Genomic DNA, 26,963 nt, shown 5'->3' with positions numbered 1-26,963 from the left:
CCCTAGCTCGAAAGATAAACCTGTGACTGTCAATGACGACGCGTTCACCAACTGGAAGCACCGCGAGGAGATCGCGGAGTCGATGATTCCGATCATCGGGAAGCTGCACCGCGAGCAGGACGTCACCGTCCTGCTGCACAGCCGCTCCTTGGTCAACAAGTCGGTGGTGAGCATCCTCAAGCTCCACCGATTCGCCCGGCAGATAGCCGGTGAGGAACTCTCGGTCACCGAGACGCTTCCGTTCCTGCAGGCTCTCACCACCCTCGATCTCGGTCCGTCGCAGATCGACATCGGCATGCTCGCCGCGACCTACAAGGCCGACAGCCGCGGCCTCTCGGTGGCGGACTTCACCGCCGCCGCCGTCGCGGGTGCCACGGGCGACGACAAGATCGAGCGCCGCGAGGCGCGGGACGTGGTCCTCTACGGCTTCGGCCGCATCGGCCGCCTCGTCGCCCGCCTGCTGATCGAGAAGGCCGGGTCCGGCAACGGTCTGCGGCTGCGCGCCATCGTCGTCCGCCAGGGCGGTGACCAGGACATCGTCAAGCGCGCCTCGCTGCTGCGCCGCGACTCGATCCACGGTCAGTTCCAGGGCACGATCACCGTTGACGAGGCGAACAACAAGATCATCGCCAACGGCAACGAGATCAAGGTGATCTACGCCAACGACCCGTCGGAGATCGACTACACGGCGTACGGCATCAAGGACGCCATCCTCATCGACAACACGGGCAAGTGGCGCGACCGCGAGGGTCTGTCGAAGCACCTGCGCCCCGGTATCGACAAGGTCGTCCTGACGGCTCCGGGCAAGGGCGACGTCCCGAACATCGTCCACGGCGTCAACCACGACACGATCAAGCCGGACGAGCAGATCCTGTCCTGCGCCTCCTGCACCACCAACGCGATCGTCCCGCCGCTGAAGGCGATGGCTGACGAGTACGGCGTCCTGCGCGGCCACGTGGAGACCGTCCACTCGTTCACCAACGACCAGAACCTGCTGGACAACTACCACAGCGCCGACCGCCGCGGCCGCTCCGCGCCGCTCAACATGGTCATGACCGAGACCGGTGCCGCCTCGGCCGTCGCCAAGGCGCTGCCCGACCTCAAGGCGCCGATCAGCGGCAGCTCGATCCGCGTCCCGGTGCCGGACGTCTCGATCGCGATCCTCAGCCTGCGGCTCGGGCGCGAGACCACCCGCGAGGAGGTCCTCGAGTACCTGCGGGGCGTCTCGCTGACCTCGCCGCTCAAGCGCCAGATCGACTTCACCACCGCCCCCGACGCGGTCTCCAGCGACTTCATCGGGTCGCGCCACGCCTCGATCGTCGACGCGGGCGCCACCAAGGTCGACGGCGACAACGCCATCCTCTACCTCTGGTACGACAACGAGTTCGGCTACTCCTGCCAGGTCATCCGGGTCGTCCAGTACGTCTCCGGGGTCGAGTACCCGACCTACCCGGCTCCGGCGGTCTGACCCCGGCGGTCCGACGCCCGCGGCCCGGCCGCGCTGCCCGTCCGTTCCCCACCCCGCACCGCGGGCCGGGACCGGGCGGGCAGTGGTTTTTCCGGGCCCTTCCCGCGGCGCCGGCGCGCGGAATCCGGCCGACGGGTGGCTTGCGCCGGGCCGTGGCGGGCTTCACCGGCAAGATCCGAAAGAGACTACCCGGCCCCGCCCCTGATCGCGCCCGGGGCGGCCCGCCGTGTCCCGTGGTGTCCCGCCGGGTCGCGCGCCGTCCGGTGCCGATCATGGCCGGATCCGGTGGTTCCGCAACGCACCGTGCCCTCTTGCCAGTTGGGGCGGGGGTCCCAACAATGCGCATGACAACCGGAGGATCTTCGGTTGCATCGTCATTCAGAGGGGAACCCCCACATGAAGAAGCCTCTCGCCGGCGCGCTGCTCTCCTTGCTCCTGATGGGCGCGGCAGCGGCCCCGGCCGTGGCCTCCGGCCCCCAAGCGAAGGCCGAGAAGGCCGCGCGGGCCGTCACGGTCAACTTCGCGGGAACGGTCGCGCTCAGCAACTGTTCCGGCTCGGTCGTGCGGACGCCCAACTCCCTCGCGAGCGACCCCGCGCTCGTGCTCTCCAACGGCCACTGCCTGGAAACCGGCTTCCCGGCCGCCGGTGAGGTCATCAAGGACCAGCCGTCCAGCCGCTCGTTCTCGCTGCTCAACGGATCCGGCTCGAAGGTCGCGACGCTGCGGGCCAGCAAGGTCTCGTACGCGACGATGACCGACACCGACATCTCGATCTACCAGCTGACCAAGACGTACGCGCAGATCCAGAGCCAGTACGGCATCAGCGCGCTCACCCTCAACGACGCGCACCCGGTGCAGGGCGCCTCGATCAAGGTCGTGTCGGGGTACTGGAAGCGGATCTACACCTGCAACGCCGACGGGTTCGTCTACCGCCTCAAGGAGGGGGACTGGACCTGGAAGGACTCGATCCGCTACACCTCGGCCTGCAACACCATCGGTGGCACCTCCGGTTCGCCGGTGATCGACACCGCCACCGGCCGGGTCGTCGCCGTCAACAACACGGGCAACGAGGACGGCCAGCGCTGCACGGAGAACAACCCGTGCGAGGTCGACCAGAACGGCAACGTGACGGTCCGCCAGGGCATCAACTACGCCCAGGAGACGTACATCATCGTCCCCTGCATAGGCGCCGGCAGCACGATCGACCTGACCCGCCCCGGCTGCACCCTGCCCCGGCCGTAACACCGACCGCCCCACGGCCCGTCCGTCCCCGCACGGGGGCGGACGGCGCCGGGGGATCGGCGGCCATCGCGGGGGACTCCCCTCAGGCGGTGGCGGCGAGGAGCTCGAGCGTGTCGATCACGCGGTTCGAGAAGCCCCACTCGTTGTCGTACCAGGCGACCACCTTGATGTGGCGGCCGTCGACGCGGGTGAGGGCCGAGTCGAAGATCGACGAGGCCGGATTGCCGGTGATGTCGGAAGACACGAGCGGGTCGTCCGAGTACTCCAGGACGCCGGCGAGCGGGCCGTCCGCCGCGGCGCGGTACGCCGCCAGCACCTCCTCGCGCGTCACGCCGCGGGCGACGGTCGTGTTGAGCTCGACGATCGACCCGACCGGGACCGGCACGCGGATCGAGTCGCCCGACAGCTTGCCCGCGAGGTTCGGCAGGACGAGCCCGATCGCCTTGGCGGCGCCGGTCGTGGTCGGCACGATGTTGACCGCGGCGGCGCGGGCGCGGCGGGGGTCGCGGTGCGGACCGTCCTGCAGGTTCTGCTCCTGCGTGTAGGCGTGCACCGTCGTCATGAAGCCGTGCTCGATGCCGGCGAGGTCGTCGAGGACCGAGGCCAGCGGCGCGAGCGCGTTGGTCGTGCAGGAAGCGTTCGAGACGATCGTGTGCACGGCCGGGTCGTAGGCGGCGTTGTTGACGCCGAAGGCGAGCGTGACGTCGGCGCCGTCCGCCGGGGCGCTGACCAGCACCCGCTTCGCACCCGCGTCGATGTGGGCGCGGGCCGCCGTGGCCGAGGTGAAGCGGCCGGTTGCCTCGAGCACGATGTCGACACCGAGCTTCTCCCACGGCAGCCGGTCCGGTTCGCGCTCCGCGAGGACGGTGATGCGGCGGCCGTCGACGACGAGGGCGTCGCCGTCGACCGTCACCGGGCGGCCGAGCCGGCCCGCCGTCGTGTCGTAGGCGAGCAGCCGCGCGAGCGCGGTGGGCTCCGTGAGGTCGTTGACGGCGACGACCTCGAGGCCGGTGTCGCGCTCGAGCAGCGCGCGCAGCACGTTGCGTCCGATGCGGCCGAATCCGTTGATGGCGATGCGAGTCATGGCGTATCCCTTCGGTTCGCTTCAAGGGTCGCGCTCGGAGGCCGCCGGTGACAGCGGCGTGATCGCCACGGTCCGCAAGGATCGCGCCACGGGCCGCGGGGGCGGGGCCGCTCCGGGCTATTCGCCCCGGGCGAAGGTGCGCCGGTACTCGCTCGGCGTGGTCCGCAGGATCCGCTGGAAGTGCGTCCGCAGATTCGCCCCGGTGCCCAGACCGACGTCCGCGGCGATCTGCTCGACGCCGCGCTCCGAGCGTTCCAGCAGCTCACGGGCCACGTCGATGCGGGCGCGCATGACCCACTGCATCGGCGTGTACCCGGTGTCGTCGGCGAAGCGCCGCGAGAAGGTGCGCGGCGACACCGCCGCGTGCCGGGCGAGCACCTCCAGGGTGAGCGGCTCGCCGAGCCGGTGCAGCGCCCACTCGCGGGTGGCGGCGAACCGCTCGCCGAGCGGCTCGGGGACGCTGCGCGGTACGTACTGCGCCTGGCCACCGCTGCGGTAGGGGGCCGCGACCAGCCGCCGGGCCGTGTGGTTCGACGCGGCCACCCCGAGGTCGCCGCGCAGGATGTGCAGGCACAGGTCGATGCCCGAGGCGGCGCCGGCCGAGGTCAGCACGCTGCCTTCGTCGACGAACAGCACGTTCTCGTCGACCCGGACCAGCGGCCACTTCGCCGCGAGCGCCCGCGCGTAGTGCCAGTGCGTCGTGGCGCGTTTGCCGTCGAGCAGGCCGGTGGCGGCGAGGGCGAAGGCGCCGGTCGAGATGGCGGCCAGCCGCGCGCCCCGGCGGTGGGCGGCGATCAGCGCCTCGACGACGGCCGGTGGCGGGTCCTCGCGGTCCGGGAACCGGTATCCGGGGACGAAGACGATGTCGGCCCACGCGAGGGCGTCCAGGCCGTGGGCGACCGCGTACGAGAGCCCGTCGCCCCCGGCCACGAGCCCGGGCTCCGCGCCGCAGACCCGCACCTCGTACGGCATGCTCGCGCGGGTCGTGAACACCTGGGCGGGGATGCCGACGTCGAGCGGCTTCGCCCCTTCGAGGACGAGGACGGCGACGCGGTGCGGACGGGAGGCTGGCACGGGACGAGCGTACGGGGCCGGGCGCGGCCGTCCCCGGGCGAGGGCGCCGGATATCCGGTGCCGTGCCGGGCCCCGGGCGGGCAGACTCGGGTCATGACGGACATGCGCGCGTTCCGGGAGGCGGTCGGCCGCTGGGCGGCCGGTGGCGCCGGCGAACCGGCGAAGGAGCTGGCCGGGCGGCTGGGACTGCGGACGGCGGTGCTGCTCGAGGGGCCCAGTGACCTCGAGGCCGTCGGGGCGCTGGCCGCGCGGCGCGGCCGGGACCTGGCCGCCGAGGGGGTGTGCGTCGTACCGATGGGCGGGGCCATGAGCATCGCCCGCTACGCCGCGCTCCTCGGGCCGCCCGGTCTCGGCCTGCGCCTGAGGGGGCTGTGCGACGAGGGCGAGCGGGGTTTCTACGAGCGCGGCCTGGAGCGGGCCGGGGCGCCGCAGCGGGGCTTCTCCGTGTGCGTGGCGGACCTGGAGGACGAGCTGATCCGCGCGCTGGGCACGGCGCGGGTCGAGGAGATCATCCGGGGGGAGGGCGATCTGCGGGCCTGGCAGACCTTCGTGCGCCAGCCCGCGCAGCACGGCCGGTCCCGGGAGCGGCAGCTGCGCCGCTTCCTCGGCACGAAGAAGGGCCGCAAGATCCGCTACGGGCGGCTGCTCGCGGAGGCCCTGGGCCCCGGGCAGGCACCGGCCCCGCTGGACGAGCTCCTCGCGGGCCTGTGATCCGGCGCGGGGCCTTCGGCGCGGCGGATGCCGGCACTTCCACGGCGGCCGCCGGCAGCTCCGCGGCGGAGCTGGCGTGGCTCGCTTGACAGGGAAATCGAACATCCATTCTGATGGGTTATCCACAGGCGAATCGTGCGTGGAGGCGCGTTGTCAGTGGCAGGCGTTAGCGTCAATGGCGTGAAGCGATCGACTCAAGCAAATCGGGTGGAACCCATGGCAGGCACCGACCGCGAGAAGGCGCTCGACGCAGCGCTCGCGCAGATTGAACGGCAGTTCGGCAAGGGCGCGGTCATGCGTCTTGGCGACAAGCCGAATGACCCCATTGACGTCATCCCCACGGGGTCGACCGCCCTGGACATCGCCCTCGGTGTCGGCGGGCTCCCGCGCGGCCGTGTGGTGGAGGTGTACGGACCGGAGTCCTCCGGTAAGACGACCCTGACCCTGCACGCCGTGGCCAACGCGCAGAAGGCCGGCGGTACCGTCGCGTTCGTGGACGCCGAGCACGCGCTCGACCCCGAGTACGCGAAGGCCCTGGGCGTCGACACCGACAACCTCATCCTGTCCCAGCCGGACACCGGTGAGCAGGCGCTGGAGATCGTGGACATGCTGGTCCGCTCCGGCGCCCTCGACCTCATCGTCATCGACTCCGTCGCGGCCCTCGTGCCGCGCGCGGAGATCGAGGGTGAGATGGGCGACTCGCACGTCGGTCTGCAGGCCCGGCTGATGAGCCAGGCGCTCCGCAAGATCACCGGTGCGCTCAACCAGTCCAAGACCACCGCGATCTTCATCAACCAGCTCCGCGAGAAGATCGGTGTGATGTTCGGCTCGCCGGAGACCACCACCGGTGGCCGCGCGCTGAAGTTCTACGCCTCGGTGCGTCTGGACATCCGCCGGATCGAGACCCTCAAGGACGGCACGGACGCGGTCGGCAACCGCACCCGCGTCAAGGTCGTCAAGAACAAGGTCGCGCCGCCCTTCAAGCAGGCCGAGTTCGACATCCTCTACGGCCACGGGATCAGCCGCGAGGGCGGCTTGATCGACATGGGCGTGGAGCACGGCTTCGTCCGCAAGGCCGGTGCCTGGTACACGTACGAGGGCGACCAGCTCGGCCAGGGCAAGGAGAACGCGCGCAAGTTCCTGTGCGACAACCCCGACCTCTCCGACGAGATCGAGAAGAAGATCAAGGAGAAGCTGGGCGTGGGCATCCGCAAGGCCCCGGGCGCCGAGCCGGGTCCGGACGCGGCGGGCGGCGTCGCCGCGGCGGCCGATGACGCGGCCAAGTCCGTTCCCGCCCCGGCGACGAAGGCCAAGACGGCCAAGGCCGCCGTAGCCAAGAGCTGACTGTGCGGGAGGAGAACGGGGCGCGTGGTTCCGGCACGCCGCGAGCCGAGCGGGGACTGCCGCCCCAGAGCCTTGAGGAGCAGGCGCGGGCGATCTGCCTGCGCCTGCTCACGGGGTCCCCGCGGACCCGGCAGCAGCTCGCGGACGCCCTGGCGAAGCGCGACATCCCCGAGGAGGTGTCGCAGCAGGTCCTCTCCCGGTTCGAGGAGGTGGGCCTGATCGACGACGCCGCCTTCGCCGGAGCGTGGGTCGAGTCCCGGCACCACAGCCGCGGCCTCGCCCGTCGGGCGCTCGCCCGCGAGCTGCGCACCAAGGGCGTGCACGCCACCCTGGTGGACGAGGCCCTGGAGCAGCTCGACTCCGAGCAGGAGGAGCAGACGGCCCGGGAGCTGGTGGAGCGCAAGCTGCGCGTGACCCGGGGCCTGGAGCGGGACAAGCGGATCCGCCGCCTCGCCGGGATGCTGGCCCGCAAGGGCTACGGGGAGGGCATGGCCCTGCGCGTGGTGCGGCGCGCCCTCGAGGAGGAGGGCGAGGACGTGGACGACGAAGGTCTGGAGTACCGGGCGTTCTGACCCGCCGGGGCCGGCGGTCCGCCGGACCGCGGCGGACGCGGCGGGTGCCCGCCGCCCGAGCGGGGTAGGGGTAGCCCCCGTGGTGGGACGCCGGGGCGCTCCACTGCTCAACAGGGGTCCTGAGCAGCAGAGTTACCCCCATGATGCTGCGTTACGCCCTCCAGAGCGTCCGGGACCGCACAGCCGGTTTCCTCGGCGCCTTCGTCGCCCTCCTGTGCGCGGCGGCCTTGATCACCGCCTGCGGCACCCTCCTCGAGACGGGCCTGCGCGGGGTGATCGCCACCGAGCGCTACGCGGGCGCTCCGGTCGTCGTCTCCGCCGACCAGGACGTGCACGAGACCACGGTCACGGAGAAGAAGGGCAAGACCAAGGTCAAGGAGAAGGCCAAGCCCGTCGCCGAACGGGCCTGGCTCCCGGCCGCCGCCCTCGACACCGTCCGGGCCGTCCCCGGGGTCGCGCAGGCGGTCCCCGAGCTGACCTTCCAGGCCGTCCCCCTGGTGGCCCACGGCACCGGCAAGCGCTCCTATGGCCACGCCTGGGAATCCGCCGCCCTCACCCCCTTCGCGCTGGCCGAGGGGCAGGCCCCGCGCAGCGCCGACGAGGTGGTCGTCGACCGTGAGCTGGCCACCCGGGCGGGCCTGCGGCCCGGCTCACCGCTCACCGTCCAGGCCACCGCCGCACCGCGTACGTACACCGTCAGCGGCATCGCCCAGGCTCCGGCCGGCGCCGCGGGTGGCGGCCTGGCCCACCAGACCTCGCTCTTCTTCGCGTCCGGCGAGGCCCACCGCCTCGCCGCCCGCGACGGACGGATCACCGCGATCGGCGTCCTGCCCCGCCCAGGAGTGAGCGCCGCCGCCCTGGCCGCACAGGTCGGCAAGGCCCTGGCCGGGACCACCGCGCAGGTCTCCCACGGTGACGGCCGCGGCCCCGTCGAGTTCCTCGACGCGGCGGGCGCCCGCACCAAGCTCGTCTCCATGGGCGGAGCGATGGGCGGCACCTCGCTCCTCGTCGCCGTCCTCGTCGTCGCCGGTACCTTCGCCCTCTCCGTCCAGCAGCGCCACCGCGAGCTCGCCCTGCTGCGGGCCATCGCCGCCACCCCCCGCCAGCTGCGCCGGCTGCTCGGCCGCGAGGCACTCGTCGTGGGGCTGGCCGCCGGTGTGCCCGGCGCCCTCGCCGGGCTGCCGCTCGCCGCCTGGCTGCACGGCCGGTTCATCGGGACCGGCGCGATACCGGCGACCCTGGAACGCACCGCCGGCATCTTCCCCATGATCGCCGCCGTCGCCGCCACCCTGCTCGGAGCGTGGGCCGCCGCCCGGATCACCGGCCGCCGGGTCGCCCGGATCCGCCCCGCCGAAGCCCTCGCCGAAGCCGCCGTCGAGCGGAGCAGGCCCGCCTGGACCCGGATCGTCATCGGCGCGCTGCTGCTGGCGGGCGGCGTGGTCCTGGTCGCGGTCCTCGCCACCCTGCGCACCGAACCCGCCTCCACCCCGGTCACCTTCCTCGCGGTCGTGGTCCTCGCCGGAGCGGTCTCGCTGCTCGGCCCGCTGCTGGTGCGCGCCGCCACCGCGCTGCTGGCCGGCCCCATGCGGCTGGCCGGCGCCAACGGCCGCCTGGCCACCGCCAACCTGCGCGGCAACGCCACCCGGATGGCCTCCGCGGTCACCCCGCTCGCCCTGCTCGTCGGGATGACCTGCACGGTCCTGTTCGTCACCCCGACGCTCGGCGACGCGGCCCGGAGCCAGGCCCGGGAAGGGATCCGGGCCCCGTGGATGCTCGCGGGGCAGGGCCCGGGCGTCTCCGCCGCGGCCGCCGCGAAGATCCGCACGACGCCGGGGGTCACCGCCGCCACCGAGCTGGTGGGCACCACCGTCCGCGTGGGCCTGACGAAGTACGCCACCCAGGGCGTCACCCCCGAGGGGCTCACCCGCACCTGGGACCCGCGGGTCACCGCGGGCAGCCTCGACGCCTTCACCGGCGCCGGACAGAACGGCGCGGCCGTCAGCGAACTGGCCGCCGAGCAACTGGGCCTGCGGCCCGGCAGCCCGCTCGCCCTGACCCTGGGCGACGGCACCCCCGTCACCGTGACCGTCACCGCCGTCTACGCCCGGGGCCTCGGCTTCGGTGACCTGACCCTGGCGCACGACCTGGTCGCCGCGCACGTGGACGACCCGCTGGCCGGCGGGGTCCTGGTGGCGACCGAACCGGGCACCGGGCGCGAGCAGTTGACCGCCGCGGTCAAGGAGTTCCCGGGCACGGTGGTGCTGAGCGCCGCCGAGGCGGACGGGGCCCGGGCCGAGCGCCAGGGCGCGCAGGCGGAGCTGAACCTGCTCGCGATGGGCCTGGTCCTCGCCTTCACCGCGATCTCGGTCGTCAACACGCTGTCGATGTCGACGGCCCAGCGGTTCCGCGAGTTCGCGATGCTGCGCCTCGCCGGAGCCACGCGGCGCCAGGTCCTGCGGATGCTGCGGACCGAGGCGCTGGCCGTCCTGCTGATCGGGGTGGGGCTGGGGTCGGGGATCGCGCTGGCGGTCCTGACCGCCTTCAGCGTGGGCATGACGGGGAGCGCGGCCCCCGCCGTCCTGCCGCTGGTGTGGGGCGTGGTGGTGGCCGCCGCCGGGGTGCTGGCCCTGGCCGCCACCGCCCTCCCGGGCCGGGTGGCGCTGCGGGTCCGCCCCGTGGACGTGGCCTCCGCCAAGGGGTAGACCCCGTCCGGCTACGACGGCCGGAGCGCCCGGGACCGCAACGGGTCCCGGGCGCCCTGACGTCGTACGGCGGTCCGTCAGCCCGGGGCGGTCACCGGCAGGCCCGCCGCCCTCCAGGCCTGGAAGCCGCCGGTCAGGTCCGTGGCCCCGGTCAGGCCCAGGGCGTGCAGGGAGGCCGCCGCCAGGGTGGAGGCGTACCCCTCGTTGCAGATCACGACGATCCGCAGGTCGTGGGAGGTCGCTTCGGGGACCCGGTGGCTGCCCCGCGGGTCCAGGCGCCACTCCAGCTCGTTGCGCTCGATCACCAGCGCGCCCGGGATCAGGCCGTCGCGCTCGCGCAGCGCCTGGTAGCGGATGTCCACCAGCAGGGCGCCGTCGAGGGAGGCGGCGTGCGCGTCGGCCGCCCCGATCCGCTCGTAGGTGGCGCGGACCCGCTCCAGCAGTTCGTCGATGCCGACGGGTGCGGCGCTCACTGCCAGTCCGCCGGACGCTCGACCTGCTCCAGGGTCAGCACGGCGCCGCTGCGGCTGTAGCGGCGGATCAGCGGGAGCGGCGGGTAGTACGCGTGGACCGAGACGGCGTGCTCGGACGGGGAGGCGTTCAGCACCTCGTGCACGTGGTGCTCGCCGAAGGCGCGCCCGGCGCCCGCTTCCAGGGTCCGGCTGCGGTCCAGGCCGTTGGCCAGGTGCAGGGACCGCCAGCCCTCCGACGGCAGCCGGACGGACAGGGAGTGCTCCGTGAGGCGGCCGCGCGCGGTGGCGAAGGCGCCGCGCGACTCGGCGTGGTCGTGCCAGCCGGTACCGGTGCCGGGCGGCCATCCGATCAGCCAGGCCTCGCTGCCGCCGGGGCCGTCGAGCCGCACCCAGGTCCGCCCCTCGGGGTCGAGGGGGAGCGAGGAGATCAGCTCGGCGTCGGCGGCGGTGCGCAGGGCGAAGTCGAGGAGTTCCGCCGCGCCGGGTCCGGCGGCGCCGGAGCGGCCGGACCCGGTCGGGGCAGGGCTGAGCAGGGATGCAGACATCGGCAAGGACCGTCCTGGGAGTTCGCGAAAGCGCGCGGGGGCGCGCGGGAAGAAGGCGAGTCAGCAGGAAGGACGACAGACGCAGCCCGCATAGCGGAGGAGGTCCATATGGACCCTCCGCCACAGGCGTACGTCGTGACCGGTCATGTCCGCGAGTGAAGCACGAGCGGACTTGAGGGTCAATCGATCACGGGTGGGGTGTGGCGGACGCCTCGGGCAGGGCTCGCGGCGCGGGGGCGGGCAGTGCGGGCAGCGCGTCCCCCGGGGCGCCCGCCCGTACCGCGTCCGCCGCGTCGTACAGCTCGGCCGGGCGGACCCCCGCGAAGGTCGCCGCGAGGTGGCCGTCCGGGCGCAGCAGCAGCACGGTGTGCGCGGCGGCCCCCGGATATCCGTCGGCGACCAGCAGCTCGGCGCGCACCGGCAGGGCGCTGACCGCGGCCGCGAGCCGGGGCATCAGCCCTGCTCCGACCCAGTGCCGCCGGTCCCACACCCCGGTCCCCGGGGCGACGAGGAGGACGAGCAGCCGCCCCCGGCCGAGCAGGTCGCGCAGCGGTACGGTCGCCCCGTCCGGGGCGGTCACGGGGACGTTCGCCGCCGGGCCGCCGGGCGGCGTGTCGGTCGGGACCTCGCGGACGGCGACGGGCGGGGCGTACGCGGGGGGCGCGCCCAGCGGCCCGCGCCCCAAGTGGCCGTCCGTCAGCAGCGTCTCGTGGCTGCGCGCGGCGCCCGGGACGTACGTGCGCAGCCCGCCCCCGCCGCGCAGGACGGGCATGGCCTGGTCGGCGGCGCGCAGGCGGGCCGCGACGGCGGTGCGCCGCTCGGCCTCGTACCCGTCGAGCAGGGCCTCCGAGGCGCCCTGGTGCCAGGCCAGCGACAGCCGCCAGGCCAGGTTCTCGGCGTCCCGCAGCCCCTCCTCGACCCCCTGCGTGCCCAGCGCGCCCAGGAGGTGGGCCGCGTCCCCGGCGAGGAAGGCACGGCCGTCGCGCCAGCGCCGGGCGAGCCGGTGGTGCAGCGTGTACACGCCGGTGTCGATCAGGTCGTACGGGGGAGTGCTGCCCCCGCACCAGGTGGCGAGGGTGTCGCGGATCATCCCGATCAGCGCGTCGGGCGTGACCAGGTCGCCGCGCGGCGGCAGCAGCCAGTCCAGCCGCCAGACCCCGTCGGGCAGCGGCCGCGCCGTCACCTCCAGGCTCTTGCCGGGGCGGCCGCGGTGCAGCAGGGCCTCGCCGGGCCAGGGGAGTTCGGTGCGCAGCGCGGCCACCGCGTAGCGCTCCACGGCGGTGCGCCCGGGGAAGCGGATGCCCAGCAGCTTGCGGACGGTCGAGCGGGCGCCGTCGCAGCCGACCAGATGGCTGCCGCGCCACCAGGTGGCCGCGCCGCCCCGGGTGTGGGCGGTGACCCCGAGGGCGTCCTGTTCCAGGGCGTCGAGGCGGCTGTCGGTGACCAGTTGGACCAAGGGGTGCGCCACGGCGGCGTCGCGCAGGCCCCGGGTGAGGGCGTGCTGCGGCAGGTGCAGCGGGGCGGCGCCGTCCTCGAAGGTGATCCGCTGGGTGTCCCGGCCGCGCCGCAGGGTGCGCCAGGCCGCGAAGTGGGCGCCCTCGTCGCGCAGGGTCGTACAGCCCAGGCGGTGCGCCATCGCGGCGGTGTCGGCATGCAGGACGACCGTGCGGGCGGGGCGGGGCTCCTCCTTGCCCGGACCTTCGTCGAGGACGACGGAGGGGACGCCCGCGCCGGCCAGGGCGAGGGCGAGGGTCAGTCCGACCGGTCCCGCGCCCACGACGATCACCGGGTCCACGGCACGGCTCCCGATGTCCGGTATGCGATCACAGAACGTATGCAACCCACTGAATGCGCATGCGTCAAGTGACACTGGTAGGTGTGACGCCTTGTGGTGCGACGGAAGACTTCCGCCGCACCACAGGGATCACGCCATCATACTGACCGGGTGTCAGGCGCGCGTCAGACCGCGCCGCCGCCCATGCCCGCGTCCATGACCTCGGTGATGTGGACCGTCGCGCCGGTGCTCTTCTTCGACTTGCGCAGGCGCTTCTCCAGCGCGGAAGCGGCCGTGGTCAGCGCGAAGTTCATGGCGATGAAGAGCGCGGCGATCACCACCAGGGACGGGATGGTGTTGCTGTAGTTGGCCGAGATCTGCCGGGCCATCGAGAGCAGCTCGGCCAGGCCGAGCAGCGAACCGCCGAGCGCGGTGTCCTTGAGGATCACCACGAGCTGGCTGACCAGCGCCGGGAGCATCGCCGTCACGGCCTGTGGGACCAGCACGTAGACCATGGTCTGGCCCTTGCGCATGCCGATCGCCTTGGCCGCGTCGGTCTGGCCCGAGGGCAGCGAGAGCACGCCCGCCCGGACGATCTCCGCGATGACCGCGGCGTTGTACAGGACCAGGCCGGTCACCACGGCGTAGATCGGCCGCAGTTCCGAGCTGACGTCACTGAACCGCACGTACAGCGCGGACCCGAAGAGCATCAGCATCAGCACCGGGATGGCGCGGAAGAACTCGACGAAGGCGCCGACCGACCGACGGACCCAGGCGTGGTCGGAGAGCCGGCCGATGCCGAGCACCGCGCCCAGCGGCAGTGCGATGACCATGGCGATCAGGCCGGCCGTCAGCGTCTCCAGCAGACCCGGGATCAGCCAGGTCGTCCAGATCTCGCCGTCGGTGAGGAACGGCGACCACTTGTCGCCGTCGAGCTGGCCCTTGTCCGACATGGTGGAGAGGATCCACCACAGGGCGAGACCGAGCACCACGAGGAAGACGGCGGAATAGATCCAGTTGCGCGCCTTGGCCTTGGGGCCCGGCGTGTCGTACAGCACGGAGGTCATCGCTTCACCGCCACTCGCTTGGCCACCCAGCCGAGGATCAGGCCGGTGGGCAGGGTCAGCAGGACGAAGCCGAGGGCGAAGATGCCGAAGACCGTGAAGAGGGCCTGCGCCTCGTTCTCGATCATTTCCTTCATCAGCAGGGCCGCTTCGGCCACGCCGATGGCCGCCGCCACCGTGGTGTTCTTGGTGAGGGCGATCAGTACGTTCGTGAGCGGTCCGATGACCGCCCGGAAGGCCTGGGGGAGCACGATCAGGGTGAGCACCTGGAAGAAGCTCAGCCCCAGCGCGCGGGCCGCCTCCGCCTGGCCGACGGGCACGGTGTTGATGCCCGAGCGCAGTGCCTCGCAGACGAAGGTGCCGGTGTAGGCGGTCAGCGCGAGGACGGCGAGCCGGAAGCCGATGTCCTTGAAGTTGCCGCCGCCGAGTGTGATGCCGAGCGTCTGGTTCAGGCCCAGGGAGCAGCCGATGATCAGCACGGTCAGCGGCGTGTTGCGCACCACGTTGACGTAGGCGGTGCCGAAGCCCCGCATGAGGGGGACGGGACTGACCCGCATCCCGGCCAGGACGGTGCCCCAGACCAGGGATCCGGCCGCCGAGTAGAGGGTGAGCTGAACCGTCACCCAGAAGGCTCCGAGCAGGTCGTACTGCCCGGAATCAAGAAAATCGAACACGATGCCCTGCGCTCTCCCCAGGATGGCCGGTGAGGTGCGGCGCCGCCCGTGACAGGCGGGCGGCGACGCACCTCACCGATGAATCACTTGCCTTCGGTGATCTGCGGGGCCGGCTCGTTCTTGTAGTTGGCCGGACCGAAGTTCTTCTTCACGGCCGCTTCCCAGGAACCGTCCGCTTCCATCTTCGCGATGGCGGCGTTGATCTTGGTCTGGAGCTCCTTGTCGCCCTTCTTCAGACCGATGCCGTAGTTCTCGTTGCTCAGGCTCAGCCCGACCAGCTTGAACTTGCCCTTGTTCTTGTCCTGCGCGGCGTAACCGGCCAGGATCGAGTTGTCCGTGGTCAGCGCGTCCACGGCCTTGCTCTCCAGGCCCGTCAGGCACTCGGAGTAGCCCGGGAACTCCTGAAGGTCGGCCTTGGGGGCCAGCTTCGTCTTGACGTTCTGCGCCGAGGTCGAGCCGGTGACCGAGCACAGCTTCTTGCTGTTGAGGTCCTCGGGCTTGGTGATCGAGGTGTCGTCGGCGCGGACCAGCAGGTCCTGGTGCGCGAGGAAGTACGGGCCGGCGAAGTCGACCTTCTCCTTGCGCTTGTCGTTGATCGAGTAGCTCGCGACGATGAACTTGACGTCACCGTTGGAGATCAGGTTCTCGCGCTCGGCGCTGACGGCCTGCTTGAACTGGATCTGGTCCGGCGCGTAGCCCAGCTCCTTGGCGACGTAGGTCGCCACGTCGACGTCGAAACCGGCGTACTTGCCGTCGGGGGTCTTCAGGCCCACACCCGGCTGGTCGAACTTGATGCCGATGACGATCTTGTCCTTCTTGGCACCGCCCGAGCTGCCCGCGTCGCTCGCGGTGTCGTCCTTCTTGCTGCTGCCACAGGCGGAGGCGGTCAGCGTCAGGGCGACGGCGATGGCCACGGCCGCGCCGGCCTTCAGAACCTTCATGGTGAACTTCCCTCGGATGAGACGTTGTTGTACGACGGGCGACGATGTTCCCCGTCGACCGGATCACTACCAGACGAAGGCGTCAGTGGTGCAGGATCTTCGACAGGAAGTCCTTGGCGCGGTCGCTGCGCGGATTGCTGAAGAACTGGTCCGGCGTGGCCTCTTCGACGATCTTTCCGTCCGCCATGAAGACCACCCGGTTGGCCGCAGAGCGGGCGAAGCCCATCTCGTGCGTGACGACGACCATCGTCATGCCCTCCCGGGCGAGCTGCTGCATGACCTCCAGCACCTCGTTGATCATCTCCGGGTCGAGCGCCGACGTCGGCTCGTCGAAGAGCATCACCTTCGGGTCCATGGCGAGCGCGCGGGCGATGGCCACGCGCTGCTGCTGGCCACCGGACAGCTGCGCCGGGTACTTGTCGGCCTGCGTGCCCACACCCACCCGGTCCAGCAGCGCCCGCGCCTTCTCCTCGGCCGCGGGCCGGTCCGTCTTGCGGACCTTGAGCTGGCCCAGCATCACGTTCTCCAGCACCGTCTTGTGCGCGAAGAGGTTGAAGGACTGGAACACCATGCCGACATCGGCGCGCAGCCCGGCCAGCGCCTTGCCCTCGGCGGGCAGCGGGCGGCCGTCGAGCGTGATGGTGCCCGAATCGATCGTCTCCAGCCGGTTGATCGTCCGGCACAGCGTGGACTTGCCCGACCCCGAGGGGCCGATCACCACGACGACTTCGCCGCGGGCAATGCTCAGATCGATGTCCTGAAGCACGTGCAGCGCGCCGAAGTGCTTGTTGACGTTGCTCAGTACGACCAGGCCGTCCGCGGCCGGCGCCGCGTCCTGCGTGCCATCGGTCACTGATACTCCGCTCATCGGCCTCTTGCTCCGTCCACCTCGGTTGGGGAGGACAGTAATGAGGCAATGCGCACACCGTCATCACATCTGAGCGAGAATTGAGGATAACGATCCGGCCTCGACCCGACACGCTCCGTGTACGGTCTCGTCGTACCCGTACCGGGTGCATAACGGTGGGCGCGCCGGACCTGAACCCCCTTGACGTGGGGCTCCGCATCGGCGTGGATGCATGGTGGCCATGTTTGCCCACATACCGGGATGAGGAAAGGGGGACGCATGAGACTGCTGCTCGTGGAGGACGACGACCACGTCGCCGCGGCCCTGTCCGCGATCCTCGCCCGCCACGGCTTCAAGGTGACGCACGCCCGCAACGGCGAGGAGGCCCTCCAGGCCCTGCTGCCCGCGGGCGCCCCGCCCTTCGGTGTGGTCCTGCTCGACCTCGGCCTGCCCGACCAGGACGGCTACGAGGTCTGCGGCAAGATCCGCAAGCGCACCAGCACCCCCGTGATCATGGTGACCGCGCGGGCCGACGTCCGCTCGCGCATCCACGGCCTCAACATGGGCGCCGACGACTACGTCACCAAGCCCTACGACACCGGTGAGCTGCTCGCCCGGATCCACGCCGTGGCCCGGCGCACCGGCGTCTCCGACGACGGCTCCACGACACCCGGCGGCGCCCCCGCCGTCGTCCGCTTCGGGCGCGTCAGCATCGAACTGCCCACCCGGCGCGTCTGCGTGGACGGGACCGACGTCCCGCTCACCCGCAAGGAATTCGACCTGCTCGCGCTCCTCGCGCAGCGCCCCGGTGTGGTCTTCCGGCGCGAACAGATCATCAGCGAGGTCTGGCGCACCAGTTGGGAAGGCACCGGACGCACCCTCGAAGTGCACGTCGCCTCGCTGCGCTCCAAGCTCGCGATGCCCGCGCTCATCGAAACCGTCCGCGGGGTGGGCTACCGGCTCGTCGCCCCGCCCACCCCCTAACGGACCGGCCGTGCGCACCCGCCTGCTGCCCCTGCTCGTCATCCTGATGGCGGGCACCCTGCTCGCCCTCGGCTTCCCGCTCGCGGTCAGCCTGGCCGCCGCGCAGCAGCAGCGCGTGGTCGTCGACCGGATCGACGACAGCGCCCGCTTCGCGGCCCTCGCCCAGTTCGTCATCGACTCCGAGGGCTCCGGGGACAAGGGCTCCGACGACCGCCGCGAGACCCTCCAGCTCGAACTCGCCCGCTACCAGGAGCTGTACGGCATCCGGGTCGGCATCTTCTACCGCGACGACAACGCCATGGCCCGCGCCCCCGGCTGGTGGCAGCTCCCCGAGACCGGCGAGGGCCGGCGCGCCTTCGAGGAGGCCCTCGCGGGCCGGCGCAGCCACGACCCCGCCCAGGTCTGGCCCTGGCAGCGCGGCGGGAAACTGCTCGTGGCCTCCCCGGTGGTCCTCGACGGCGATGTCGTCGCCGTGGTCGTCACCGAATCGCCCACCGATCGGATGCGCGCGAGCACCCTGCGCGGCTGGCTGTTCATCATCGGGGGCCTGGGCGCCGCGATGCTCGTGGCCTTCGGGGCCGCGCTGCGCCTGACCAGCTGGGTGCTCAAGCCCGTCCGCACCCTGGACGCGGCCGCCCACGGGATCGCCACCGGACGGATGAACTCGCGCGTCGCGGCCGGTGGCGGCCCGCCGGAACTCCGGCGCCTGGCCCGGTCGTTCAACGAGATGGCCGACAACGTCGAAGAGGTACTGGAGCAGCAGCGGGCGTTCGTCGCGGACGCCTCCCACCAGCTGCGCAATCCGCTCGCCGCGCTGCTCCTGCGCATCGAGCTGCTCGCCCTCGAACTCCCCGAGGGCAACGAGGAGATCGCCTCGGTGCGCACCGAGGGCAAGCGCCTGACCCAGGTCCTGGACGACCTGCTGGACCTGGCGCTGGCCGAGCACGCCTCCGCCGAGATCAGCCTCACCGACATCGGGGAGCTGACCGGCGAGCGCGTCGCCGCCTGGCGCCCGCTCGCCGAGGAGAAGGGCGTCCGGCTCACCGAGGAGGGCCGCACGGCCGTCACCGGCTGGGCCGACCCCATCGCGCTGTCCAGCGCCCTCGACGCCGTCATCGACAACGCCCTCAAGTTCACCCCCGCGGGCGAGGAGGTGCGGGTCTCGGTGACCGCCGAGGCGCGCTCGGTCCTGGTGACCGTCGCCGACCGGGGACCCGGCCTGACCGAGGAGGAGCTGGCCCGCGTCGGCGACCGGTTCTGGCGCAGCGGCCGCCACCAGAACGTCAAGGGCTCGGGGCTGGGCCTGTCGATCTCCCGCGCCCTGCTGGCCGCGGGCGGCGGGTCCCTCTCGTACGAGACGAACCCGCCGCACGGGCTGCGCGTCACGGTCACGGTGCCGCGCACCGGGCCCCACGCGTCCTGACGCGCTCCCTCATCCGGCGCGGGCCGGCCGGTGCGTCACCAGGTGTACGAGGCGCCGGCGGGCGGCGATACCGTGAACAGCTCGCCCACCGCCCGCACCTCGAAGGCGGTCCTCGGCTCCGGCCCGGACCGCTCCAGCCCCGGCACGTACAGGGCCGTACCGCAGGTGCCGCCCAGGAAGCTCCGGGTGCCGTCCGCGAGCACCCGGTACAGCTCGTAGTGCCGCACCGCGCCCGGCGCCCGCTGCCACGACAGGCGCAGCGACACCTTCGCCCCCTCCCGGACCGCCGCGTCCACGCCCGCCGCGCCCGGAGCCGCGGGCGTCTGCGCCGCGTCCGCCACCGCGAGGCTGCCCAGCCGCCAGCGCACGGCAGCACCCCCGCGCCCGGTCAGCCGGACCGCCAGGCCGTACGCCGTCTTCCCGGCCAGCGCGGCCAGCGGCACCCGGGAGGTCCGCCAGCCCTGGACGCCGCCGGCCGCCGGTGCCTTCAGCCAGGTGTACGGGACCTCCCCGCCCGGCTTCGAGGGCTCGCGCACGGCCACCCCGACCTCCACGTCCACCGCGCCGGAATCGGTGCGGTGCACCAGCTCCAGCACGCTCGCGCGGGTCAGCGGCAGCCGCGTCGCGTGCAGCCCGACGGTGGCCGGAGCGGCCAGCGCCCCAGCGACCAGCAGGCTGGAACCGCCGCGCCAGGCATCCGCGAAGTCCAGGGTCACCGCGGGCCGCGCGCCGGAGCTCCGCACGGCCCAGCGGCGGCCCGGCAGCCGGTCCTGGAGCCCGAGGTGGTTCCAGGGGGCCGGTGAGGTGACCTTGCCGTCCTGGTACCAGCGCAGCCCGTGCCCGGTGTTGAAGGTGGTGGCGAAGGGCAGGGCGGTGACCGTGGACCGGTCGGCGACCACGGTGGCCGGGGCCCGCCAGGCACTGCCCGCCGCGGGCCGGGACGGGTCCAGGGACTCCCCGGTCCAGAACCGGTCGTCGGCCGCGTGGAAGGCGCCGGGGGAGCGGTCGGTGAGGTGGTTGCGGGTCCACTCGGGCCGGTAGAAGCCGTAGCTGACGACGTGATCGCGCCCGCGCGGCACGATCGCGTCCCAGCCGGGATCGGTGTTCCACCCCGCCGACTCGACGTCCACGCCCGCCCACAGCTCGTACCGGTCGCGCCCCAGCTGCCCGGCGAGCGCGCCCGAGGAGGCCAGCGAGCCCGCCGTCCAGCGGAAGTCGACGAACATGGTGTCGGCGACCTTGCCCTGGCGGTCCTCGAAGAAATCCTGGTTGGACGGGTCGAGGGCGCCCCGCCAGCCGACGCGGCCGGTGCTGTTCATCGCGTCGTACCAGGTGATCCGCAGCCCCTTAGGCTCCCCGGCCGCGCGCAGCGCGCGCAGGAACCCCCGCATCCGGGTGGCCAGTTCGCTGTCGCCGCCGTCGGTCTCCGCATTGATGAACCAGCCGTCGAACCCGTAGGCCGCGGCCACCTCCACCAGCTTCTCGGCGATCGGCCAGCGGCCGAGGGCGTCCTGCTGCACCAGGTCGCGGGTCCACCGGAGGTCGCCGCCGTAGGCCACCGGCGGCAGGAACACATTGCCCAGCACCCGTACGCCGTTGCGGTGCGCCGCGTCGATGACCGGAGCGTTCGGCGCGAGCACGATGCCCTCGCCGGCGGAACCGCCCCAGAAGACCAGCTCGTCGAGGTACGCCCAGTGCGTCAGCGCGTAGTAGTCGGCGCTCGCACTGCCCTGGGACGGGTTCCCCGCCGTCGGCCCGAAGGAGACCAGCGAGGAGATCCGGGCCTGCCCGGCCCGGGCCGTCGCGTTGGCCGCCACCGGGGTGAACCGGGAGGCCAGCGGCACGGTCGCGGTGTTGTGGGCCAGATCGGGGTCGCTCTCGGCCCGCCACTGCTTCAGCGAGCGCCACACGATCCCCGCGCCGGGGCTGCCCGCCGGGAGCGAGTCCGGGAACCAGTACGAGGCGTACGGGGCCGGGTCGGCCGGGGCGGCCAGCGGCGCCCGGGGAGCCGCCGAGGCGACGCCGCTCAGGGCGGGCCCGCCCAGCAGCGCGCCCGCTCCGGCCCCGGCGCCCGCGAGCAGCAGTCCGCGCCGGGTGGGCCGTGGGGAACGAGCGTCGACGCCGTTGTCGGTCTCGGACATGGAGGTCTCCTCAAGAGGGGGAGTGGGGGTGGCATGGTGCGGTCAATGGACGTCGGCCACGCGGACCACCTCGGTGATCCCGCGCGCGGCCAGATGGGCCCGGTCCTCGGCGTGGTCGGCCAGCACCACCGCGGGGCGCACGCCCTGGGCGGCCAGCACGGCCCACGCCTCGAAGAACGCGCCGCCGGGCGCGCACACCGAGCGCCGGGGAGCGGCCAGCGCCCCGCCGACATCGGCCACCAGCGCGGTGGACCGAACCGCGGGGCGGTGCTCGCGGCCGCGCCACTCCTTGGCGATCCGGGCGACGGACTCGCCCGCGGGCTTGGCGGCGCGGTCGTTGGTGAGCAGGCCGAGGCCGTACTCCAGCTCCGGGAAGTCGGCCAGCTCGCGGCTCACGTCGTGCGAGCACCACCAGGTCACGCCCCACAGGTCCGCGCAGTCCAGGGCGTTGGCCACGGTGGCCTCGGTGAAGGAGGCGGCGTGCTCGGGCCGGATCAGCGGGGCCGGGGCGCCCACTTCCTGGAGCCAGACCGGCCGGCGCGGATCCGTGGCCCAGGCCTTGGACATCTCGATCATGTAGGCCGCATGGTGCTCGGTCGCCGCTCCGGCGTGGCCGTGGCGCTGGGCGGTGCCGTTGAAGACCCAGGAGTGGACGGCGGTGGCCGCGCCGAGCCGGGCCGCCTGCGCCACGGTGAAAGGGTGTCCGTCCTGGTACCAGGCGGCGTCGTATGCGGCGTGCAGGTGGAACCGTCCCGGCGCCCCCCGCTCGCAGGCGGCCAGCATCCGCTCCAGCCAGCGGTCCGCCTGCTCCCGGGTGATCCGGTCCGGGTCGGGGTGCGGGGCGTCCGAGAACTGGTTGACCTCGTTGCCCACGGTCATGCCGATGAAGTGCGGCCGGTCGGCGAGGGCGGCGGCGAGCGTGCGCAGGTACTCCTCCTGCCCGGCGACGACCTCGAGGTCGCTGAAGAGGTTGCGCCGGTGCCAGGTCCGCGTCCAGGCGGGCAGGAAGTCGAAGCTCGACAGATGGCCCTGGAGGCCGTCCACGGTGACGTCGAGACCGCGCTCGCCCGCCGCGTCGGCCAGCTCGACGAGCTGCTCGACGGCGCGCGGCCGGATCAGGGTCCGGTTCGGCTGGAAGAGAGGCCAGAGCGGGAAGACCCGTACGTGGTCCAGGCCGAGGGCGGCGAGGGAGTCGAGGTCCGCCTTCACCTCGTCCAGGTCGAAGTCCAGCCAGTGGTGGAACCACCCGCGCGTCGGCGTGTAGTTCGCCCCGAACCGGAGGCCGCGCGGACGGGGGGCGGGTACGGCAGCGTGGTGCATGAGTGTCCTGGAGTCGGAGGAACCGGGGCGTCGTGCATCTCGGGAATTCGCCGGGGTGCCCCACGCTGCCGTCCTCTCCGGGGGAAAGTCAACAGGGCCCATATCGCCGAACGCCCCGCAGTCGGGGGATCAAAGTCCCGGGCCTGGGGTAATCCGGTACTTATGCGCTTCAGTCCCGTTGACAGCAGGGTTCTGGAACGGGAAGCTGGCGTGACTAATGCGCTTTAGTTTGACCTCCTCAATGGCCGTGGACAAGGAAGCGTGCGGAAAATGGACAGCGGTATCTCGGTCATGTCCGTCGCCACCCCGGCCCTCTTCACCGGCTCTCCCGGTGATCCGCTCCAGGTGGTCCGGGTCGGAATCCACCGGCCCGGGCCGGCCGGGCCGCTGTACGTCGGCGTGCGCGGCCCGGGCGTCTCCACCCCGCACCCGCGGATCCTGCGCGCCGACACCGCGGACGCCACCGTCGAGGTCGCCGTCCGCACGCCCGGAGCGGCCCCCGGGGCGCGGCTGCCCGCGACCGTCACGGTCGCCTCCGCCGACGGCCGCCCGCTCGCCGCGCGCCCCTTCGAGCTGACCGTCGCCGAACCCGGCTGGACCGTCCGCCTGGTCCCGCACTTCCACTACGACCCCATGTGGTGGAACACCCAGGCCGCCTACACCGCCCTGTGGGACGGCCCGGCGGCGCCCGGCGCCCCGGCGCGCGGCTGGGAGTACACCGGCGTACCGGCCTTCACCCTCGTCCCGCTCCACCTCCAACAGGCCCGCGACGACCCGGCGTACACCTTCGTCCTCTCCGAGGTCGACTACCTCAAGCCCTGGTGGGACAGCCACCCCGAGGAGCGCGCCGAGCTGCTCGCCCTGATCGCCGAAGGCCGCGTGGAGATCGTCGGCGGCACCTACAACGAGCCCAGCACCAACCTCACTTCCGCCGAATCCACCGTCCGCAGCACCTTCCACGGCCAGGCCCTGCACCGCGGCACCCTCGGCGCCGACCCCCGCACCGCCTGGCAGCTCGACGTCTTCGGTCACGACCCGTCCTTCCCCGCGCTGATGGCGGGCGCGGGTCTGGACTCGGCGGTCATCGCCCGCGGCCCCCACCACCACTGGGGGCCGATGATGGACACCTGGGGCGCCGCGCTGCGCGCGCCGACCGCCATGCAGCTGCCCGCCGAGTACGAATGGATCGCGCCCAGCGGCGAAGGGCTGCTGCTGCACTACCTGCCCGCCCACTACTCGGCGGGCTGGTTCTCCCACCAGGCACCCGACGCGCAGAGCGCCGCCGAGCAGCTCCTGGACCTGTACGAGCTGCTGCGCCAGAGCGCGACCACCCGCAACGTCCTCATCCCCATGGGCACCGACTTCTCCTGGCCGCACCGCTGGGGCCTGGACGTCCAGCACGCATGGAACCGCCGCTACTGCTGGCCGCGCATGGAACACTCCGGCCCGCGCGCCCACTTCGACGCCGTCCGGGCCGAACTCGCCGCGCGCGGCGAGGAACCGCTCCCCGTCACCCGTGAGATGGGACCCGTCTACACCGGCAAGGACGTCACCTACATCGATGTGAAACAGGCTCACAGGGCGGCCGAGAACCTCGTCGAGGAAGCCGAGACCTTCGCCGCTCTGGCCTGCGCCGAAGGCCTCGCCGACTATCCGCGCCAGACCCTCGACAAGGCCTGGCGTCACATCCTTCACGCGGCGCATCACGACGCCGTCACGGGCACCTTCTCCGACCAGGTCTACCTGGACCTGCTGCCCACGTGGCGCGAGGCCCAGGACCTCGCCGACGCCGTACGGACGGGCGCCCTGAGGGCCCTGACGGCGGCCGCCGACACCCGCGCGCCGGCCCCCCTGAGCGCGCGCCTCGCGGTCACCGTGCACAACCCGCTGTCCTGGACGCGAACGGACCTCGTCCGCGCCACCGTGGACCTCGCGGCACTCGGCGGCGACGGTTTCTCCGGCGACGGCGACGGCGACGGCGACGGCGGTGTCGCCGTCAGTGATGGTGGCCCCGCCGACCCGCGCCGCATCGCCCTGTGCGACGCCGCGGGCCGCAGCACCCCCGTCCATCTGGAAGCCGTCGCCGACGGCACCGCCGAAGTCGCCTTCCTCGCCGCGGACGTCCCCCCGCTCGGCCACCGCACCTGGTGGCTCACCGCCGACGGCCCCGCCCGGTCCGGCGGCTGGGCGCCCGCGCCCGGGCTCGCCATCGAGAACGAGGCCTTCCGCGCCGAGGCCGACCCCGCGCGCGGCGGCGGCCTGGCCCGCCTGCGCGACCGGCGCACCGGCCGCGAACTGTTCACCGAGGGCCAGGTCGACGAGCTGGTCGTGCAGGACGAGTACGACCAGCACCCCTCCTTCGGGGAAGGCCCCTGGCACCTGCTGCCCCGGGGCCCGGGCATCGGCTCGGGCGCCGCGCCCGCCCTCACCTGCCTCACCGAACGCGGCCCGCTCGGCTCGCGGATCGTGGCCACCGGCCGCACCGGGCCCGTCCGCTGGACCCGCACCACCACCCTCTGGGACGGCCTCGACCGGGTCGAACTCACCACGCGCGTCGACGCGTTCGACGGCAGCGACCAGCTGCTGCGGCTGCGCGTTCCCGCCGATGTGCCCGGCGCGCTCCCCGTGGCCGAGACCGCCGCCTCGGCCGTCGGCCGCGGCTTCGCCTTCCCCGAGGCCGACACCGGAGCCGACCACACCCGGGCCCCCTGGACCCTGGACAGCGCCTGCCTCAACTGGTTCGCCCTCTCCTCCACCCTCCGCGCGGCGCTGACCGGCCCCGACGGGGACGCGGCCGGACAGCGGGCGCTCGGCGCGGCGGAGATCGTCCTGCCGGACGCGGGCGCCCCGGCGGGGCTGCGGGAGTTGGTCACCGCGCTAGGACACCGCGGGGTCACGGCCGCCCCGACCCGGCCGGCAGGGCCGCGGTGGGGGGACTTGGCCGTCGACAGCAGCCTCCCCGACGTCCGGATCGCCCTCGGCGGACCCGCGGAGAACGCGTTCACCGCACAGGTCCTGGCCGCCTGCGACCGTACGTACGCCGACGCCCTGCGACACCACTCCACCGTGTGGATTCCGGCCCGGGCCCCGCTCCGCGAGGTGTGGCGGCCCGGCTGCGACCTGACCGGCGTACGGGACCTGCCCGTCCTGGTGGTCACCGCCGGGGCCGCCGCCCTCGCGCGCGCCCTCGCCGAGGCCGGCCGGATCGACGCGCACCACCCGCTCCCGGCCGAAGGCGCCGCCGAACACGCCGCCTTCGAGGACCGCACGGTCGCCCTGCTCGGCCGGGGCACCCCCGGATGCGCCGTCGACACCGCGGGCCGCCTGCACAGCTCCCTCATGCGCTCCTGCACCGGCCGCCCCAGCGGCGCGTGGATGGACCCGCCCCGGCGCACCGCCCCCGACGGCAGCTCCTTCCAGCTCCAGCACTGGACCCACGTCTTCGAGCACGCCCTGATCGCCGCCGACGGTGACTGGCGCGCGGCCGACCTGGTCCGCCTGGGGCGGGAGTTCAGCAAACCCCTCACCGCGGTCACGGCGGCGCCCGCCCCGGGTCCGCATCCGGCCGCCCGCTCCCTGCTCGCCGTGGAAGCCGCCGACCGCGTCCTCGTCGAAACCGTGAAACGGGCCGCCACGACGGGCGACCTCGCCGTGCGGCTGCGCGAAACGCACGGCAGCCCCGCCCGGGCCCGCCTCACCACCTCCACCCCCGCCCCCGCGGAAGTCGGCACCGCCGTGGAAGCCGACCTCCTCGACCGGCCGCTGCGCCCCTTCGGCGGCGCGGTCCCCGCGGGTGCGACCACCACCGTCCTGCTCCCGGCCCGCGCCCCGCTGCCGGAACGGACCGGGGAACAGGAGCCCCACCAGCCGGTCTTCAGCCGCTACTGGCTGCACAACACCGGCACCGCCCCCCTCGGCGACGCCCCCTGCACGGTCACCGTGGAGGGCACCGCCCGCGAGGCCCGGGTCACGCTCGCCGCCCACGGCGCGGGCGGCCCGGTGCGCCTGGAGGTCCTCCCGCCCGAGGGCTGGTGGACCGCCTGGACGGTCCACGAGGCCGAGCTGCCCGCCGGCGGGCACGTGCGGCGGACGCTCGCCGTCCAGCCCGGCCCGGCGGCCGCGCCCGGCGACCACCTGGTCCGGGTGCTCGCCTCCACCCCCGCGGGTCGCTTCGAGGACGTGCTCACCGTGACCGTCCCCGGCGGCGAGACCCCGGCCGGGCTGTGGGTGGCCGCGCCCGACGCCGAGGTGTGCGTCACCGCGGGCGCGCGGGCCGTCGTACGGGCCACCATCGGCGCCGTCGGCACGCGCACCCCGCTGACCGGGCGGGCGTACCTCGTCTCCCCGCACGGCACCCGGCGGCTCGTCGGGCCCGCCACCCTGCCCCTGCGCGTGCCCGACGGAGCCCCGGCCGAGCTGGAGTTCGAGGTCCACCCGCCGCCCGGCACCGTGCCGGGGACGTACTGGGCCGCGGTCAAGGCGGTGTGCCAGGGCAGGATCGCGTACGGTCCGGCCATTGCCCTCCGTGTGGCCGGTGCGCCCCCCGCGCCGCCCGCACCGCACGCACCCGAAGGATGAAG

21 protein-coding genes are annotated in these 26,963 nt (G+C 73.3%); 9 read left to right on the top strand and 12 right to left on the bottom strand.

Annotated features, from left to right (window positions below; translation table 11 throughout):
- Positions 1 to 22: 22 nt before the first annotated feature.
- Together ABT084_RS19365 and ABT084_RS19360 are read left to right on the top strand one after the other, a co-directional pair.
- A complete protein-coding gene (locus ABT084_RS19365) occupies positions 23 to 1,468 on the top strand; it encodes a glyceraldehyde-3-phosphate dehydrogenase (RefSeq protein ID WP_351045153.1) in 1,446 nt (481 codons plus the stop codon).
- Positions 1,469 to 1,864: 396 nt separating this feature from the next.
- Positions 1,865 to 2,710, top strand: a complete 846-nt coding sequence (locus tag ABT084_RS19360; protein WP_351045151.1) for a S1 family peptidase — start codon at positions 1,865 to 1,867, stop codon at positions 2,708 to 2,710.
- Positions 2,711 to 2,792: 82 nt separating this feature from the next.
- Here the strand turns inward: ABT084_RS19360 and gap are convergent, their stop codons facing one another.
- Together gap and ABT084_RS19350 are read right to left on the bottom strand one after the other, a co-directional pair.
- A complete protein-coding gene (gene gap / locus ABT084_RS19355; protein ID WP_351045148.1) occupies positions 2,793 to 3,794 on the bottom strand; it encodes a type I glyceraldehyde-3-phosphate dehydrogenase in 1,002 nt (333 codons plus the stop codon).
- A 117-nt stretch (positions 3,795 to 3,911) separates the two neighbouring features.
- Positions 3,912 to 4,868 (bottom strand): GlxA family transcriptional regulator, encoded by a 957-nt coding sequence (locus tag ABT084_RS19350; RefSeq protein ID WP_351045145.1) that lies wholly within the window; start codon positions 4,866 to 4,868, stop codon positions 3,912 to 3,914.
- 93 nt (positions 4,869 to 4,961) lie between these two features.
- Between ABT084_RS19350 and ABT084_RS19345 the strand changes: the two genes are divergently transcribed.
- From ABT084_RS19345 to ABT084_RS19330, 4 genes are all read left to right on the top strand, one after another.
- On the top strand, positions 4,962 to 5,579 hold the full coding sequence (locus ABT084_RS19345; RefSeq protein WP_351045142.1) for a TOPRIM nucleotidyl transferase/hydrolase domain-containing protein: 618 nt from the start codon (positions 4,962 to 4,964) through the stop codon (positions 5,577 to 5,579).
- A 216-nt stretch (positions 5,580 to 5,795) separates the two neighbouring features.
- Entirely contained in the window at positions 5,796 to 6,923 is a 1,128-nt protein-coding gene (gene recA / locus ABT084_RS19340; protein WP_351045139.1) for a recombinase RecA, read from the top strand.
- A gap of 2 nt (positions 6,924 to 6,925) precedes the next feature.
- Complete coding sequence (gene recX, locus ABT084_RS19335; RefSeq protein ID WP_502968972.1) at positions 6,926 to 7,495, top strand: recombination regulator RecX; 570 nt, start codon at positions 6,926 to 6,928, stop codon at positions 7,493 to 7,495.
- Between the two features lie 140 nt (positions 7,496 to 7,635).
- On the top strand, positions 7,636 to 10,197 hold the full coding sequence (locus ABT084_RS19330) for an FtsX-like permease family protein (protein ID WP_351045136.1): 2,562 nt from the start codon (positions 7,636 to 7,638) through the stop codon (positions 10,195 to 10,197).
- A 77-nt stretch (positions 10,198 to 10,274) separates the two neighbouring features.
- On the opposite strand, the gene ABT084_RS19325 is transcribed toward ABT084_RS19330, so the two are convergent.
- The 8 genes from ABT084_RS19325 to ABT084_RS19290 all read right to left on the bottom strand — a co-directional run bounded on the left by ABT084_RS19325 (position 10,275) and on the right by ABT084_RS19290 (position 16,536).
- A complete protein-coding gene (locus ABT084_RS19325; RefSeq protein WP_351045135.1) occupies positions 10,275 to 10,670 on the bottom strand; it encodes a rhodanese-like domain-containing protein in 396 nt (131 codons plus the stop codon).
- On the bottom strand, positions 10,667 to 11,215 hold the full coding sequence (locus ABT084_RS19320) for a cupin domain-containing protein (protein WP_351045133.1): 549 nt from the start codon (positions 11,213 to 11,215) through the stop codon (positions 10,667 to 10,669). Before ABT084_RS19320 ends, ABT084_RS19325 begins: the two co-directional genes overlap by 4 nt.
- A gap of 60 nt (positions 11,216 to 11,275) precedes the next feature.
- Positions 11,276 to 11,323, bottom strand: coding sequence for a hypothetical protein (locus ABT084_RS38045; RefSeq protein WP_311314449.1), 48 nt, complete (start codon positions 11,321 to 11,323; stop codon positions 11,276 to 11,278).
- Between the two features lie 79 nt (positions 11,324 to 11,402).
- The gene (locus ABT084_RS19310) at positions 11,403 to 13,010 is read right to left on the bottom strand and encodes an FAD-dependent monooxygenase (protein WP_351045130.1); all 1,608 of its coding nucleotides are present in this window, start codon (positions 13,008 to 13,010) and stop codon (positions 11,403 to 11,405) included.
- 164 nt (positions 13,011 to 13,174) lie between these two features.
- Positions 13,175 to 14,056 carry an amino acid ABC transporter permease gene (locus ABT084_RS19305; RefSeq protein ID WP_351045128.1) on the bottom strand — a complete coding sequence of 294 codons (882 nt, stop codon included), beginning with the start codon at positions 14,054 to 14,056 and terminating at the stop codon, positions 13,175 to 13,177.
- Positions 14,053 to 14,727, bottom strand: a complete 675-nt coding sequence (locus ABT084_RS19300; RefSeq protein ID WP_351045125.1) for an amino acid ABC transporter permease — start codon at positions 14,725 to 14,727, stop codon at positions 14,053 to 14,055. Before ABT084_RS19300 ends, ABT084_RS19305 begins: the two co-directional genes overlap by 4 nt.
- Positions 14,728 to 14,810: 83 nt before the next feature.
- Positions 14,811 to 15,668 carry a glutamate ABC transporter substrate-binding protein gene (locus tag ABT084_RS19295; protein WP_351045122.1) on the bottom strand — a complete coding sequence of 286 codons (858 nt, stop codon included), beginning with the start codon at positions 15,666 to 15,668 and terminating at the stop codon, positions 14,811 to 14,813.
- Between the two features lie 82 nt (positions 15,669 to 15,750).
- Positions 15,751 to 16,536, bottom strand: coding sequence for an amino acid ABC transporter ATP-binding protein (locus ABT084_RS19290; protein ID WP_351045119.1), 786 nt, complete (start codon positions 16,534 to 16,536; stop codon positions 15,751 to 15,753).
- Positions 16,537 to 16,794: 258 nt separating this feature from the next.
- Here ABT084_RS19290 and ABT084_RS19285 point away from each other — a divergent pair, with 258 nt between their 5' ends.
- Together ABT084_RS19285 and ABT084_RS19280 are read left to right on the top strand one after the other, a co-directional pair.
- Complete coding sequence (locus tag ABT084_RS19285) at positions 16,795 to 17,499, top strand: response regulator transcription factor (RefSeq protein ID WP_351045116.1); 705 nt, start codon at positions 16,795 to 16,797, stop codon at positions 17,497 to 17,499.
- Between the two features lie 10 nt (positions 17,500 to 17,509).
- On the top strand, positions 17,510 to 18,922 hold the full coding sequence (locus ABT084_RS19280; protein WP_351045113.1) for a sensor histidine kinase: 1,413 nt from the start codon (positions 17,510 to 17,512) through the stop codon (positions 18,920 to 18,922).
- 35 nt (positions 18,923 to 18,957) lie between these two features.
- Here ABT084_RS19280 and ABT084_RS19275 read toward each other — a convergent pair whose 3' ends face one another.
- Together ABT084_RS19275 and ABT084_RS19270 are read right to left on the bottom strand one after the other, a co-directional pair.
- Positions 18,958 to 21,063 carry an endo-beta-N-acetylglucosaminidase gene (locus ABT084_RS19275; protein ID WP_351045110.1) on the bottom strand — a complete coding sequence of 702 codons (2,106 nt, stop codon included), beginning with the start codon at positions 21,061 to 21,063 and terminating at the stop codon, positions 18,958 to 18,960.
- Positions 21,064 to 21,105: 42 nt separating this feature from the next.
- Positions 21,106 to 22,383, bottom strand: a complete 1,278-nt coding sequence (locus tag ABT084_RS19270) for a glycoside hydrolase 5 family protein (RefSeq protein WP_351045107.1) — start codon at positions 22,381 to 22,383, stop codon at positions 21,106 to 21,108.
- 270 nt (positions 22,384 to 22,653) lie between these two features.
- On the opposite strand from ABT084_RS19270, the gene ABT084_RS19265 reads away from it, so the two are divergent.
- Entirely contained in the window at positions 22,654 to 26,961 is a 4,308-nt protein-coding gene (locus tag ABT084_RS19265) for a glycoside hydrolase family 38 N-terminal domain-containing protein (protein ID WP_351045105.1), read from the top strand.
- Positions 26,962 to 26,963 lie beyond the last annotated feature (2 nt).

Source organism: Streptomyces sp. NPDC002138 (assembly GCF_040296485.1).
Classification (GTDB): Bacteria; Actinomycetota; Actinomycetes; order Streptomycetales; family Streptomycetaceae; genus Streptomyces.
Note: the sequence above shows the minus strand (reverse complement) of the source record. Positions and strands in the feature narration are given on the sequence as shown.